This is a genomic window from Frankia sp. CcWB3 (assembly GCF_977927595.1).
Window position 1 is genome coordinate 4,945 of the sequence record NZ_CDWRCK010000010.1, and the last position, 14,126, is coordinate 19,070.

A 14,126-nucleotide genomic window follows, 5' to 3' on the forward strand; every position below is an offset into this window, starting at 1 on the left:
GGGCGGGGCCGTGCCGGCGCCTGGGGGACGGTGCCGCCTCCGCGGCACGGCCGGCGTAGGGCCGACCCGGGTAGGACTGGTCCGGGTAGGACTGGTCCGGGTAGGACTGACCGGCCGGCGGAGAATCCGCCCGGGGCTGGCCGCCGTGCATCGGGCGGGCGTCCGGTGCCGGCGGCGGATGGCCCCTCTCGCCGGAATCGTCGAAACCCGATCGGTGGCCGTTCCCGTCGGCCTCATCGTCGTACTGGACGAATCCGCCGCGGCGCGGTCGGCGGCCGGTGGCGGTGCCAGCGCGGGTGGCGGCATGGGCGGACCGGCCGGCGGGGGCATGTCGCGGGCTGAGTCGTTCCACCAACGATCGCCGCCGAGGGGCCGGGACTCATTCTCCCACCAGCGCCGCTGTTCATACGGGGTCGCAACGTGGGTCGGATCCGGTCGACCGGCCCCGTCGGCCCCGTCGGCCGCAACCGCCCCAGCCGCGGCGGCACTGCGTCCCCGTGGCCAGGTCCCGTCGAGCAGGGCGGTCGCGGCGTCTCGCGCGTCACCGGCCCGGCCGCGCTCGCCGAGCAGGGTGAGCAGCAGGTTCTCGGTGGAGGGCCGGTCCCGGGGGTCGCGGGCGAGCGCGGACCGGACGATCGGCGTGAGATCAGGCGGCATGGCCCGCAGGTCCGGCTGACCCGTCAGGATCTTCTCCGACATCTCCAGGTAGGTGCCGTGGCCGTAGGGGTGACCGCCGGTGGCCGCGTAACCGATCAGCAGTCCCCAGGCGAAGACGTCGACCGCCGGGCCGAGCGCGGCGCCCTCCATCTGCTCGGGCGCCATCCAGCCGACCGAGCCGAGGACCAGACCCGTCTGGGTGCGGCCCTTTGTCATGTCGAGCGCGCGGGCGATCCCGAAATCGATGACCCGGGGGCCGGAGTACGACAGCATGACGTTGCTCGGTTTGAGATCCCGGTGGACGATGCCGGCCCGGTGGATGGCGGTGAGCGCGGACGCCACGCCGACCGCCACGCCCTGCAGTGTCGACAGCGGCAGCGGACCGGACTCGGTGACGGCCTGATCAAGCCGGACGCCGTCGATGTACTCCGTGACCAGATAAGGACGACGCGCGTCGGGATCGGCATCGAGGACCTGGGCGGTGCAGAAGGGCGCGACCCGCCGAGCGGCCGCCACCTCGTCCCGGAAACGTGCCCGGAACTCCGGGTCGGCGGCGAGGTCCGACCTGATCACCTTGATCGCAACGAACTTCTCGGCTGCGTCCTGGGCGAGGAACACCGTTCCCATCCCACCCGCGCCCAGCCGACCGACGACCTGGTAAACACCGATCGTGGTCGGATCATCGGGATGCGGCGCCTCGGCCGGATATCCGCCACTAGGCGAAACCCGACGCGCCGATCGTTCCGTCACTGTTCTCCCGCCCGTGTTATACCTCCGGCCGCGGCCCAGGTACCGTTCCGGCCTGGGAGCCGTCACCGGTGCCGCAATTGTCTCCCCGTGCAGGGAGACGAACCCATCATCACGCCACAGTCCGTCGTCGCCCAGTCCCTACGGGCATCCGCAACGGCGCGGAAGTCACGCTAACGCTAACCTTCGCGAGTAAATCGATGTCGAGCGTTGTCCGCCAGCCGACGCGGCGGATCCGGTCGTTCCCGCCAGCCGTATCCGAGGGGACCGCAGGTAGTCGACGACAACCACAGGTGGTCGACGACTCACCATTCCGCGGATGAAGGCGGGTGCGGCGTGTCTCCGGCAGGATGAGGGAGGGAACATCCGCTGCTACCGACCGGCTGCCCCGACAGCGCCGGTCGGCCGCCAAGCTTAGGGAGTCACCCGTGGTCACGCAGTCCGCCGATGCGCACCAGCCCGCGAACGCGGTCACGGAGACCGACCCCGCGGCCAGGGCGAGCGTCACCGGCGCCGTGCGGTCGGGGACGTCCCCGGTCGACACCGACGTCGACATGCTGATCGTCGGCGCCGGGCCGGCCGGCCTCTACGGCGCCTACTACGCCGGATTCCGCGGCCTGTCAGTCGCGCTCATGGACTCGTTGCCCGAGGCCGGCGGTCAGGTCACCGCGATGTACCCGGAGAAGATGATCTACGATATCGCGGGCCTGCCGGCCGTCCGGGGCCGTGAACTGATCGACGCCCTGTTGATCCAGGCGAACCAGTTCTCCCCCACCTACCTGCTGGGCCAGCAGGCCGCCGAGCTGACCCACGAGCCGGGCGCCGTGGTGGTGACCAGCAGCCAGGGTCTTCGGGTACGCGCCAAGGTCGTCGTCATCACCGGCGGTCTCGGCACCTTCACCCCCCGCCCGCTGCCCACCGGCACCGGGCATCTGGGCCGCGGCCTAGTCTACTTCGTGCCCAAGCTCGACGTCCACACCGGCCAGGACGTCATCGTGGTCGGCGGCGGGGACAGCGCCTTCGACTGGGCGCTGTCCCTGGAGCCGATCGCCCGCTCGGTCACCCTCGTGCACCGTCGGGACCGGTTCCGGGCGCATATGTCCACAGCCGAGCGGGTCGAGGCGTCCTCCGTCGAGATCCTGACCTTCACCGAGGTCGCCACGGTCCACGGTGAGGAGTGGATCGAGAAGGTCGAACTGGTGCAGACCCGCACCGGCGACCGACATGTCCGACCCGCGCAGGCGGTCGTCGCCGCGCTCGGATTCACCGCCGACCTCGGACCGCTGACCCGCTGGAATCTGACCATTGACAAGCGGCACATCGTCGTCGACCCGACGATGGCGACCGGAGTCGAACGGATCTTCGCGGCCGGCGACATCACTGAGTACCCAGGGAAGGTCCGCCTGATCGCGACGGGTTTCGGGGAGGCCGCGACGGCGGTCAACAACGCGGCGCCGGTGGTGGACCCGTCGGCAAAGATCTTCCCGGGGCACAGCTCCGACGACGGCACCGGCGGCTGAGCGCCCGGCGGGCGTGACCGACAGGCGTGGCCGTTGTCCGTCGGCGCCCGACCGGGCGCCGACGGACCCGCGGCGCACACTGGGAACATGCGCGGTCTACTGGTGATCGGTCACGGATCCCGGCGGGATGAGGCGAACGCGACGGTTCGGGAGCTCGCCCACCGGCTCCTGGTCGATCCCGGCCATGTGGTCGATCCCGGCCATGCCGCCGCGCCATGGACGTGGGGGGCGGCCGAAGCCGCCTTCCTCGAAATCGCCCGGCCCGACATCGCCACCGGGTACGCCACGCTGGCCGACGCGGGATGCACCGAGATCATCGTCTACCCGTTCTTCCTGTTCGACGGCAATCACACCCGCCGAGACATCCCGGCGGCACTCGACGACGCCCGGTGCCGGCACCCGACGACCCGATGGGTGCTGTCGGAGCCGCTCGGGCTGCACGCGAGCGTCGTCGACGCGGTCCGCGCGCGGCTCGACGACACCCTGCGTCTCCTGGTCCGCGAAGCCGAGGCCGCCGCTCCGAAGATCAACCATCCGGCGAGCCGGTGGACCGGCTGGTGACGACGAAGTCCGCGACGGCGGCCGCGAGCGGATGGACCCCGGGTTCGGTGGGCACGATGTCCACCCGCATGCCCGCCACCGCACAGGCCAGCGCGCTGCGTCGACCCATCGCCGCGATGAGCAGATCGGGCGGGAGAGGTCCGTAGATCTCGGCGGTGCTGCGGGCGGCGGTGGACGACGCGAAGGCCGCGACGTCGAAGTCGCCGTGCCGGAGCTCCTCGGCGATCCGGGGATCCGGCTCGGCGGTCACGTCGGTAAGCAGCGGCACCCGGCGCAGGGAACACACCCCGTCCGGCGGGTCCGCCGCGCCGACGATCAGCACCCACGACGAGCCGGTCGGACCGGCGAGACCGGTCGACGACGGATCCATGGACAGCTCGGCGACGGGCACCGAGGCGAGGCCCAGCCCGTCAAGCGATTCCGCGGCGTCCCCGCGGGCCGCGACGAGAGTCAGGCCGGCCAACGCCCGCACGTCGGTGCCGGCTCGACGCAGCAGGGCCACCACGGCGGCGACCTCGTCCGCATCGGCCAGCAGCAGACCATCCGCTCCCGGCAACGCCGCCACCAGCACGGCACCGGCGTCCTCGACCGGCGCGGGCCGGGCGACAACGGTCTCGACCGCATCCGCGCCCAGCTGCCGCAGCCGGCGAGCCAGCAGACCCGGCCGCGGCCGGGTACGAGCCACGAGTACCCGGATCCCGGCGAGCGGCCCCGCCTCCGAGACCGGCGCGTCCCGGCGCGCCGCGACCTCTCCGACCACGATCACCGCGGGAGACCGCACACCGGCCGCGATCGCGTCGATCGCCAGCGCGTCCAGGGTGGTCCGCAGGACCCGCTGCGCCGGGGTCGCCCCGCGCTCGATGACCGCGACCGGCGTCGCCCCGGGGCGACCGCCGGTGAGCAGCGCGTCGGTGATGTCCATGAGACGCGCCACCCCCATCAGGATAACGATGGTCGCCCGGGAGGCCGCGAGACCGGCCCAGTCCACCGTCGACTCCGGATGGCCGGGTGGCAGGTGCCCCGAGACGATGGCAACCTCCTGCGCGAGACCACGATGAGTGACCGGGATGCCGGCACAGGCGGGTACGGCCAGCGCCGAGGTAACGCCGGGCACGACGGTGCACGCGACCCCCGCCACGGCGCAGGCCTGCGCCTCCTCGCTGCCTCGCCCGAGCAGGTAGGGATCGCCGCCCTTGAGGCGGACGACGCGCGCACCGGCGCGCGCCCGGTCGACGAGGACCGCGTTGATCTCCTCCTGGGTCCACGACGGCGCGGTCGGGCTCTTGCCCACGTGGATGATCTCGGCGCCGGCCGGGGCGGCGCCGAGGAGGACGGCCGCGGCGAGCCGGTCGGTGACCACGACGTCCGCGTTCGCCAGCACCTCACGGCCGCGAACGGTGAGCAGACCGGGATCGCCCGGGCCCGCGCCGACCAGCCAGACCTCACCCACACTTCGCCCGTCCGTCACGGCGTGCACCGTACCTGCTCGGTTGCCTTCGAACACTGGCAGCCGGCAGGCCCGAGGAGGTCAGTGGATACCACACTCCGTCTTGATCGAATCGGCCCACCGGCCCTCCCGGCCGGCGCCCCGCCGGGTGCACGGCCAGCAGCCAACCGAGTCGTAACCGTCGGAGAGGAGCGGGTTGACGATGACGCCGTGCTCGGCCATGTAGCGTTCGACGTCCTCGTCGGTCCAGGCCGCGAGCGGGTGGATCTTCACCTTGCCCCGTCTGGCGTCCCAGTCGACGACCCGGAGCTTCGCCCGGCTGGGCGACTCCGCCCGCCGCGACCCCGCGGCCCAGGCACGGTAGGGAGCCAGGGCCCGATCCAGCGGAACGACCTTGCGCATCCGGCAGCACAGGTCCGGGTCGGTCCGGTAGAGGTCCTGACCGTAGACGGCGTCCTGGCCGACGACGGTGAGCTGCGGACGGGCGCTGATGATCGGCAGGTCGTAGATTCCGGCCACCGCGTCCCGGGTACCGACGGTCTCGGGGAAGTGATAACCAGTGTCGATGAAAACCACGGGGACGTCGGACCGGATCCGGACGAGCATGTCCACGAGGATCGTCTCAGCCATTGAGGCGGCGATCGCCAGCTTCGTCCCGAATTCCTCGACCGCCCAGCGCAGGATCTCCTCCGCCGGCGCACCCTCGAGATCGTCCCCGGCCCGCAGCGCCCGGGCCTGCAACGCGGCATCCATCAGCTCGTCTCCTCGTCGTCACGCAACCCGGCTCCGGCGGCCGCGAGGGCCGTCAGACTCAGCCGGAAGCCCCGCAGGCAGGATCGGCACGCCCAGTACCCGTGGCCAGGTCCCGCGCCGGAGCCCTCCGGCGGCGTGTCCGGGACGATGTCCTCCTCGCCGCAGTACGGGCAGTAGAAGGGCACCACCCGCTCACCGCTAGCCATCAGCGGCACCGAGCGCCGTCAGCTGGGCCTCGTCGGCCCGCTCCGCCCAGTCCGCGAAGCTCTCCCCCGCGGTCCGGCCCGCCCGGTAGGTCTCCAGCACCGCGACGACGTAGTCGACGAGGCCGTCGGCGGTCACCTTCAGACCACGCGACTTGCGGCCCAGCCGCGACCTGGTACCCAGGTGCCCGCCGAGGTGGACCTGGAAGCCCTCGACCATCTCACCGGTGGCGTCGTCCGGTACCAGGGAACCCTTGAGCCCGATGTCTGCGACCTGGAAGCGGGCGCAGGCGTTGGGGCAGCCGTTGACGTTGATCCCGATCGGCTCGTCGAAGTCGGGCAGCCGGCGTTCGAGCTCGTCGATGAGGTCGCGGGCCCGGCCCTTGGTCTCGACGATCGCCAGCTTGCAGAACTCGATACCGGTGCAGGCCATCGTGCCGCGCCGGAACACGCTTGGGCGGACCACCAGGTCGAGCGCACCGAGTTCGGCCTCCAGCGCGTCGACGCCCGCGTCGGCGACATCGAGGATGACGAGCTTCTGCGTCGTCGTGGCGCGGATGCGGCCCTGCCCGAACCGATCGGCGAGGTCCGCCACCGCGGTCAGCGTGGTCCCGCTGAGCCGACCCGCCCGCGGTGCGAACCCCACGGCGTTGCGGCCGTCGCGCTGGCGGTGCACCCCGATGTGGTCGCGCCCCTCGCTGCGCGGCGGGGCCGGCGCCGGGCCGTCAGGCAGCGCCGAAGCCAGGTACTCCTTCTCCAGGGTCGCGCGCACCCATTCGGCGCCCATGTCCGCGACCAGGAACTTCAACCGGGCGCGGGTGCGCAGCCGGCGGTAACCGTAGTCTCGGAACAGCGACACGACGCCGTGCCAGACCTCGGCAACCCGCGCCGGCGGCACGAACGCGCCCAGCCGCACGCCGAGCCGCGGGTTCGTCGACAGACCGCCACCGACCCACAGATCATAGCCGGCTCCCAGTTCCGGATGGATGACCCCGACGAACGCGATGTCGTTGATCTCGTGCAACGTGCAGTGGTCGGCGCAGCCGGAGATGGCGCTTTTGAACTTACGGGGCAGGTTGGCCAGCGTAGGGTCGCCGATGAACCGGCGGACGACCTCGTCGATCGCCTCGCTCCCATCGATGATCTCGTCACCGTCGACCCCGGCGAGCGGGCAACCGAGGATCACCCGGGGGGTGTCGCCACAGGCCTCGGCGGTGGTCATGCCGGCGTTCTCCAGTGCCGCCCAGATCGCCGGCACATCCTCGATCCGGATCCAGTGGAGTTGGATGTTCTGCCGGTCGGTGACATCGGCGACGTCCCGGCCGTAGCGGGTGGAGACGTCGGCGATCACCCGGAGCTGATCCGAAGTCATCCGGCCGCCGTCGAGTCGGATGCGCTGCATGAAGTAGGAGTCGTCCAGTTCCTCGGGTTCGAGGATCGCCGTCCGCCCGCCGCTGATCCCCTGCCGGCGCTGGGTGTACAGACCCCACCACCGGAACCGGCCCCGCAGGTCCTGGGGATCGATCCCGTCGAAACCGGTACGCGGGTAGAGGTTGAGGATGCGGTCCCGCACCTCCAGGCCGCCTTGGTCCTTCTTCATCCGCTCGTTCGCGTTGAGCGGCTCGGAATATCCCAACGCCCACTGGCCCGTTCCCTTGGGTCGGGACGGGCGCGCGGACCGGGCAGGACGAGCAGGAGAAGTCATGAGATCTCTCGGTGCGCAAGGAAGTCGCGGCGCCGGCAGCGGGCGCCACGAACGGAGACGTCAGCGGGAGCGGCGACAGCCGGCGCTGGAGACCCGCAGCAGGTCGACGTGCAGACGGGCGACGAGCATCGGCTCAATCACCAGGCACGGCACCGCGGGGGACGACGCAGCCCGGCGCCGACGGGAGACGTCAAGCGGAAGGCCTGACGCCTGCCCAACCGGCACCCCACCAGCGAGGGCGCACGTAGTCACGAGCCCATGTTTCCACAGAAGTACGGCTGATGGGCAAGTCGGGGCACTGTCCGGCCTACTTCGACCCGCCGCCCTGCTCCAAACTGCAACAAACCGGACGACCAGCCCCGAGACCGTCCGCCATGGCCGTCATGGCAGCGGAGAAAATGAACAATCCCGCCGGTCACGAGATCGCTCAGATCGTCCGGTGGGCGGCGCACAGCCGCCGGAGCTGCTCCACCAGCGGACCGGTGGCCAGCCCCTTCTCCAGCAGGCCGTCCGCGCCGAGTTCCAGCACCTGGTCGAGCAACGCATCCTCGGAGAATCCCGTGAAGATCACCACCGTGGCCCGCGGCACGACCCGCCGGATCCGCGGCAGGGCGGCGATGCCGTCGAGGACCGGCATGGCCAGGTCGAGCAGCACGAGGTCCGGCTCGGTGCGGACGACCTCGTCGATCGCCTCCGCGCCGTTGGACGCGGCGCCGACGATCACGAAGTCGGGTTCGGTCTCCAGCAACAGGCACAATAGGTCGCGCACCCCGTCCGCGTCGTCGACGACGACTACGCGCCGTGGACCAGGCGGAGGCACCTGCTCCGCCGGAGCGGAACCACGGCCCACAGCGGAACCGCCGACCAGGCCGACGGCCTTCTCCCCGACGAGCCCGACGGTGTCGGCATCCACCGAACGGCCGGTATCCACCATTCTTTTGTACGCGCCCTGCCCGACCCCGCGCATCGTCATTCAGGATGGTTTCCGAGGATGACCCACGTTGGCCATCAGGCCGATACCCGCAGACCGTCGCGAAGCACCGCAGCCTGGACGCGGCCGCGATAGCACACCATGCGGGAATAGCCCGTCCGGACGAGCCCTCGGCGATTCCGCCGCTTTCCGCCAACACTTCCGTGGCAACACTCGCGTTTCCCAACAATAACCCAAGAAGGTCGGCATAATGTCTCGACGGAGGTGCGGTATGACGGGCGACTTCCACACGGCGATCGATCGGCCGACCACGAAGCGCGATGCCGATCGACTTCGCCTGCCGTTTGACAACTGAGAGTAATCAGTGAAACTGGATGTGTATGGGACTTTTGACCTCTAGTTTACTAGGGTGCGGCCTGGAGTAATCTGATCACTATCGGTGACTCTCTACTGGCCATCGGGCGGGCGACCGTCAGGCGGGCGAGCAGAGACAGCACACGGCTGCTGAGCTTCCCTCCTCGGGAGGCGGGACCTTGCCACGCGGAAGGACGTCACAGATGCGGCAACGGAGCCGAGGCCGGCACGATGCAGCGACCGCCGAAGACCTGCTACCCGCTGAGGTCCGACGGCGGCGCTGTGAACGTGTCCTCTCTCGGGAGGAGCTCGCCCGACGCACCGGCTACAGCCGCCAGTACATCGGTCAGCTCGAACAGCCCAGCCGAGGCATCCCCTCCCGACCGGTGATCGCCGCAGTCGACGCGGCGCTGGAGGCCGGGGACGCCCTCATCGACCTGCGTGAGGCAGCCGTCGCCGCCCGGGCAGAACGCCTGCGTCGCCAGCCCGATCCGGAGCGGGAGTCCCGCCGCCGGGTTTCGGATCTGCTCGACCACCGCCGGTCGGACACCGAACTGGACTACCTCGATCGGTTGGTGGCCGATCTGATCGCCAAGGCCGACCGGCTCGATCCACAGGACGTCACCGCCCAGGTGCTGGAGCAGCAGAACGTCGTCGACAACCTGCTGCACACGCCCATGCTGCCGCACCAGCAGTTCCGGCTGTTCATGCTCGCGGGTCACCTGGCCGGGCTGCTCGCCATCTCCCTGTTGGACGTGGACGAGCTCGCGGGAGCCAGCACCTGCTGCCTCGAGGCGGCGGTGTTCACCGAGCTGACCGGTCACGAAGGACTACGGGCCTGGACCCTCGCGGTCGACAGCCTCATCGACGCGGCCGCCCGGCAGGCCTGCGAGGGCAACGAACCCGGCACCGAACCCGGCATCGCGTCCGGCGACGGCCTCGGGGCCCCCGTGCCACCGGACCCACGGTCCGGGCCGCCAGGCGAACCCAGCGATCCAAGGTATGCTCTGGCCGGCGGGGATGACGCCGGTGGCGAGACGCTCGACGAGATGCTGATCGCGCCGGGCGGGCGAGCCACCCCGCCCCGGTTGGTCGCGCTGGTAAAGGGACGTATCGCGCGCTTCGCCACGGCGAGTACGCGCCGAGCGGTTCCGATTCCGCCGACCAGTATCTCTCACGCGTTCCGACCACCGGTCTGAGCGGCGGTCAGACGTCCGCGAAACGCAGTGCGCGCAGCGCCGGAACATCACCTCGCCGCGCGGCACGCCCGGCGAAGGCGATAATCCCCGCCTGCTGGCGCGCACCGAGCCGAAAGTCGAGAGTGGTGAAATACCGGGCCAGCGTGCCCGGGTCGAACACCTCAAAACGGGCCGCCCGCGCCGCGACCTCGTCCACATCACGCAGCGCCAGGTCGAGTCCGGAGCGGAACGCGCCGTGCACCTCCTTGACCACCCCGGGACGGCGTTCGGCGAAGGACCGTCGGGCGGCCCACACGGCGAACACCATGGGCAGGCCGGTCCACTCCCGCCAGGCGGCACCGAGATCGACGAGCCGGAGAGGATGGTCCGGACCGCCCCGCTCGGCATCGTAAGTCGCCCGTAGCGCGGCATCACCGATGATCACTGCGGCATCCGCCTCCCGCAACATCGACGGCAGGTCCGGCGGCATCGTCACATACTCCGGTCGCAGGCCGTAGCGATCCTCCAGCAACATCCGGGCGAGCAGCACGCTGGTCCTGGACGTCGAGCCGAGCGCGACGGTCCGGATCTCCATGAGCGGCGCCGCCGTGCCCAGCACGACGGACAGGACCGGACCGTCGGAGCCGACCGCGAGGTCGGACAGCACGACGAGCTCGTCGGCATGCCGGAGGTACTCCACCAGGCTGATCGGACCGATATCGAGATCGCCGGCGACCAGCGCGTCGTTCAGCCGGTCCGGGGTGTCCTTCGTCAGCTCGATGTCGAGCAGAGCACCGGAGTGGACCAGTCCCCAGTACAGCGGCAGGCAGTTCAGAAACTGGATGTGCCCCACCCGGGGACGGGCCTGGGTATCGCCATCGTTGTCCGCTCCGGCTCCGGTCAACGCCGTCCGCCCCGGCGCTCCTCCATGACCTCGATGACCACGCGGCGCTGGCGCAACGCCAGGGGATAGCTGAGCAGCCCGCTGAACACCACGGCCAGGGCGAAGGCCAGCAGCCCGCTCACCCCCAGCAGCAGGACCACGGCCAGCACCGCTCCGAAGAGCAGCACGCGTACCGCGAAGTACCGCAGGTTGATGCCAAGCAGGCCGCGCTCGCCCGCCTGGCCCGATCCGGTCGGCGAGTCAGGCATCGCCCCCTGTGGCCACGAAACCCGCTGTGGCCACGGAAGCCGCTGTAGCCACGGAACCAGCCGCCTACGCGGTTGCACCATCACGTCCTCCGTCTCTTCGTCGGCACCCAGCCAAGCCGGCGCAGCACGGTCGGGAAGAAGCCCAGCCCCAGGAAGACGACGAACAGACCCAGCAGGCCGGCGGCGCCGATCGGCAGACCGATCCAGTCGAGCACCACGTACCCGGCCACCCCCGGAAACAGGATCACCAGGAAGGCAAGCACAAAGATCGATCCGATGCCGGGCGCTCCGGGGGGCCGGACAGGCCCGGGACTCCCGGGCGCCGGCGACTCCTCGGATCCGCGGGCCGGCCCCGGCCCGTCCCCGGTGCCCATCCGGTCCACCGGTCAGGCGTCGATCGAGGTCGGGACGTCACGCCGAGCCGGGTCGGGACCGTCGTAGACACGGATCTCCCGGTAGCGGGTGTCCCGCTCGACCGGGCGGAAGCCGGCGTCGCGGATGATTGCGAGCAGATCCTCGCGGGTCATGGTGTGCGGCGTCCCGAACCGGTCCGCATCGTGCGTGATCTTGTACTCGACAACGGAACCGTCGAGGTCGTCAGCGCCGAAGTTCAACGCGAGCTGCGCCGTGGTGAGGCCGTGCATCACCCAGAAGCACTTGATGTGATCCACGTTGTCGAACAGCAGCCGGGAAACGGCGAACGTCTTCAACGCCTCGACCCCCGTCGCCATCGGCTGGTTCATCAACCGGTTGCGCGGGTCACCGGCGGCGTCGTGCTGGAAGCGCAGCGGGATGAAGACCGTGAACCCGCCCGTGGAATCCTGCAGCTCACGCAGCCGCAGCACGTGGTCCACCCGGTGCCGGGGCTCCTCAATGTGCCCGTACAGCATCGTGCACGGGGTGCGCAGGCCCTTGGCGTGGGCGAGCCGGTGGATGCGCGACCAATCCTCCCAGTGCGTCTCGTGACCGACGATCTTCTGGCGGACCTCCCAGTCGAAGATCTCCGCACCGCCGCCGGTGAGCGACTCGAGTCCCGCATCGATGAGCTCGTCGAGAATCTCGTCGGCGGACAGGCCGCTGATCTTCTCGAACCAGTGGATCTCGGTAGCGGTGAACGCCTTCAACGCGACGCCGGGCAGCGCCTTGCCTAGCTCCCGCAGCGAGCGCGGATAGTAGCGCCAGGGCAGCGTCGGATGCAGACCGTTGACGATGTGCAGCTCGGTGATCCCGGCCGGCTCCATCTCCTTCGCCAGCCGGACAGCTTCCTCGATGCGCATGGTGTAAGCATCGGACTCACCGGGCTTGCGCTGGAACGAGCAGTACGCGCAGGACGCCGAGCAGACGTTCGTCAGGTTCAGATGCCGGTTGACGTTGAAAAAGGTCTTGTCGCCGTTCTTTCTGGTACGAACCTCGTGGGCGAGACCGCCCAACCAGACGAGGTCGTCGCTGGCGTACAGCGCCTCCCCGTCGGCACGGCTCAGCCTCTCGCCGACGGAAACCTTGGCCTCGATCTCCCGCTTGAGCCCAGCATCCATGCCTTCTAGCCTAGCCCGCAGCTCTCGGCGTCCTCGGAGGCGAGCACAGCTACCCGGTCACAGCCGCCCCGCGATCCGGCGGGGCATCCGGATTACTCGCGGCTACCCGCCGTTCCCGGTGTTCCCGCCGTTCCCGGTGTTCCCGGCATCCGGGCGCTGAGCGGCCCGCTGTGCGGCCCTGCGCTGCATCCGCCCGAGCGGCCAGGTCAGCAGTCCGGCGACGGCGAACCCAATGAGCAGCGCCATCAGCAGGTTCAGCCCCACGGTCACCAGGATTACGGTGATCACGGCGAGGGCGGCGACGCGGGTCAGGAAGTACGGCAGTTGCGCACGCAGGTTCACGTCCTGCGGCGCGGGCCGCTCGGCGCGAGTGGGACGACCCGGCCGCGCCGAGGCGCCGCGGCCCCCCCGCCGAGGCGGGTCTGCGTGCCGTGGCCCCGTCCACCCCGCCGGTTCCGCGGCCCCGGTTCCTCGCCGGTCCGCGCCCACCCGTGGCCATATCGTCCTCATCCCGCCGGCACCGCGGCCCCGGTCGGGGCCCGTTCCCGACAACTGTGCCTGTCCGGGCGGGGCCTGCGCCAGGGGGAACAGGCGTCACCCGGCCGGTGGCGCCGCCTCGACGTCCGCCAGGTCACGGCGGCCCGGCAGGTCACAGCGGGCGCCGCCGAGCTCGCCGGTCCAACGCCGGAAGAGCGTGTGCGGCACGTCGGCGGCGTCGAGCACCCGCCCGGCCACGAAGTCGACGAGATCGCCGGCCGTCCGTACGCCCGCGTAAAATCCCGGGCTCGCCGCGGCCACCACCGCCCCGGCGTCGTGCAGGTCCAACATGTGGCGCAGCGTCGCGCGGGTGTAGGGCATCTCCCGCGGGACGACGATCAGACGGCGGCCTTCCTTGAGCGTGACATCCGCCGACCGCTGCAACAGATCCTTGGACAATCCCAGGGTGATGCCGGCTAGGCAGGCCGTGCTCGCCGGGACGACGACCATCCCGCGGGTCGGGTACGAACCGCTGCTCGTCGGCGCCCCCAGATCACCCGGGGCATGTACCTCGACGAGGGTGGACACCGTATCGGCCAGCGCGTCACGATCGGCCCGCCGCGCCGACACACCCGCTGGAGATGACACCCCGCCCAGGGGCATGGACAACCACGTGACCAGGGCTTTCGCCCAGGCGGAGTCACGCCAGGCGATGCCCGTCTCATCGAGCAGGGTCAGGCGGGCCGCGCGGGACAGCACCAGATCGACTGGCAGCCGGGCGGCCAGCAGGCCACGCAGCACCGCGGCCGCGTAGGGGGTTCCACTGGCGCCGCTCACCCCGACCACCCACGGCAGGCGCGGTCCGGCCTCCTCCTCGGGGGCACTGAAAACATCGGCCATGACGAA

General features: G+C 70.7%; 16 protein-coding genes. 3 read left to right on the plus strand and 13 right to left on the minus strand.

Annotation, left to right across the window (positions count from 1 at the left end):
- A partial coding sequence (locus tag ACY5KJ_RS01715; RefSeq protein ID WP_462202613.1) for a serine/threonine-protein kinase occupies positions 1 to 1,407 on the minus strand: 1,407 nt, incomplete at its 3' end.
- A 551-nt stretch (positions 1,408 to 1,958) separates the two neighbouring features.
- On the opposite strand from ACY5KJ_RS01715, the gene ACY5KJ_RS01720 reads away from it, so the two are divergent.
- Entirely contained in the window at positions 1,959 to 2,924 is a 966-nt protein-coding gene (locus tag ACY5KJ_RS01720) for an NAD(P)/FAD-dependent oxidoreductase (RefSeq protein ID WP_462185735.1), read from the plus strand.
- 87 nt (positions 2,925 to 3,011) lie between these two features.
- Positions 3,012 to 3,485, plus strand: coding sequence for a sirohydrochlorin chelatase (locus tag ACY5KJ_RS01725; protein WP_462202614.1), 474 nt, complete (start codon positions 3,012 to 3,014; stop codon positions 3,483 to 3,485).
- On the opposite strand, the gene cobA is transcribed toward ACY5KJ_RS01725, so the two are convergent.
- The 6 genes from cobA to ACY5KJ_RS01755 all read right to left on the minus strand — a co-directional run bounded on the left by cobA (position 3,451) and on the right by ACY5KJ_RS01755 (position 8,560).
- Positions 3,451 to 4,953 carry a uroporphyrinogen-III C-methyltransferase gene (gene cobA, locus ACY5KJ_RS01730; RefSeq protein WP_462185643.1) on the minus strand — a complete coding sequence of 501 codons (1,503 nt, stop codon included), beginning with the start codon at positions 4,951 to 4,953 and terminating at the stop codon, positions 3,451 to 3,453. The two genes, ACY5KJ_RS01725 and cobA, sit on opposite strands and share 35 nt — an antisense overlap.
- A gap of 60 nt (positions 4,954 to 5,013) precedes the next feature.
- Positions 5,014 to 5,685: a phosphoadenylyl-sulfate reductase gene (locus tag ACY5KJ_RS01735; protein WP_462202616.1), complete on the minus strand. Its 672-nt coding sequence runs from the start codon at positions 5,683 to 5,685 to the stop codon at positions 5,014 to 5,016.
- A complete protein-coding gene (locus tag ACY5KJ_RS01740) occupies positions 5,685 to 5,891 on the minus strand; it encodes a transposase (protein ID WP_462185641.1) in 207 nt (68 codons plus the stop codon). Before ACY5KJ_RS01740 ends, ACY5KJ_RS01735 begins: the two co-directional genes overlap by 1 nt.
- Complete coding sequence (locus ACY5KJ_RS01745; protein WP_462185640.1) at positions 5,884 to 7,593, minus strand: nitrite/sulfite reductase; 1,710 nt, start codon at positions 7,591 to 7,593, stop codon at positions 5,884 to 5,886. The genes ACY5KJ_RS01740 and ACY5KJ_RS01745 overlap by 8 nt, the downstream gene beginning before the upstream one ends.
- Before the next feature lie 60 nt (positions 7,594 to 7,653).
- The gene (locus ACY5KJ_RS01750; RefSeq protein WP_462202617.1) at positions 7,654 to 7,845 is read right to left on the minus strand and encodes a putative leader peptide; all 192 of its coding nucleotides are present in this window, start codon (positions 7,843 to 7,845) and stop codon (positions 7,654 to 7,656) included.
- A gap of 175 nt (positions 7,846 to 8,020) precedes the next feature.
- Positions 8,021 to 8,560, minus strand: a complete 540-nt coding sequence (locus tag ACY5KJ_RS01755; RefSeq protein WP_462202618.1) for a response regulator — start codon at positions 8,558 to 8,560, stop codon at positions 8,021 to 8,023.
- A gap of 521 nt (positions 8,561 to 9,081) precedes the next feature.
- On the opposite strand from ACY5KJ_RS01755, the gene ACY5KJ_RS01760 reads away from it, so the two are divergent.
- Positions 9,082 to 10,077: a helix-turn-helix domain-containing protein gene (locus ACY5KJ_RS01760; RefSeq protein ID WP_462185638.1), complete on the plus strand. Its 996-nt coding sequence runs from the start codon at positions 9,082 to 9,084 to the stop codon at positions 10,075 to 10,077.
- A gap of 7 nt (positions 10,078 to 10,084) precedes the next feature.
- Here the strand turns inward: ACY5KJ_RS01760 and ACY5KJ_RS01765 are convergent, their stop codons facing one another.
- From ACY5KJ_RS01765 to ACY5KJ_RS01790, 6 genes are all read right to left on the minus strand, one after another.
- The gene (locus ACY5KJ_RS01765; RefSeq protein ID WP_462185637.1) at positions 10,085 to 10,960 is read right to left on the minus strand and encodes a menaquinone biosynthetic enzyme MqnA/MqnD family protein; all 876 of its coding nucleotides are present in this window, start codon (positions 10,958 to 10,960) and stop codon (positions 10,085 to 10,087) included.
- Entirely contained in the window at positions 10,957 to 11,208 is a 252-nt protein-coding gene (locus ACY5KJ_RS01770; protein ID WP_462185636.1) for a hypothetical protein, read from the minus strand. The genes ACY5KJ_RS01765 and ACY5KJ_RS01770 overlap by 4 nt, the downstream gene beginning before the upstream one ends.
- Before the next feature lie 80 nt (positions 11,209 to 11,288).
- A complete protein-coding gene (locus tag ACY5KJ_RS01775; protein ID WP_462185635.1) occupies positions 11,289 to 11,582 on the minus strand; it encodes a hypothetical protein in 294 nt (97 codons plus the stop codon).
- A gap of 12 nt (positions 11,583 to 11,594) precedes the next feature.
- Positions 11,595 to 12,743: an aminofutalosine synthase MqnE gene (gene mqnE / locus ACY5KJ_RS01780; protein WP_462185634.1), complete on the minus strand. Its 1,149-nt coding sequence runs from the start codon at positions 12,741 to 12,743 to the stop codon at positions 11,595 to 11,597.
- A gap of 102 nt (positions 12,744 to 12,845) precedes the next feature.
- Complete coding sequence (locus tag ACY5KJ_RS01785; RefSeq protein ID WP_462185633.1) at positions 12,846 to 13,085, minus strand: hypothetical protein; 240 nt, start codon at positions 13,083 to 13,085, stop codon at positions 12,846 to 12,848.
- A gap of 252 nt (positions 13,086 to 13,337) precedes the next feature.
- Entirely contained in the window at positions 13,338 to 14,120 is a 783-nt protein-coding gene (locus tag ACY5KJ_RS01790) for a UbiX family flavin prenyltransferase (RefSeq protein ID WP_462185632.1), read from the minus strand.
- Positions 14,121 to 14,126: the final 6 nt, after the last annotated feature.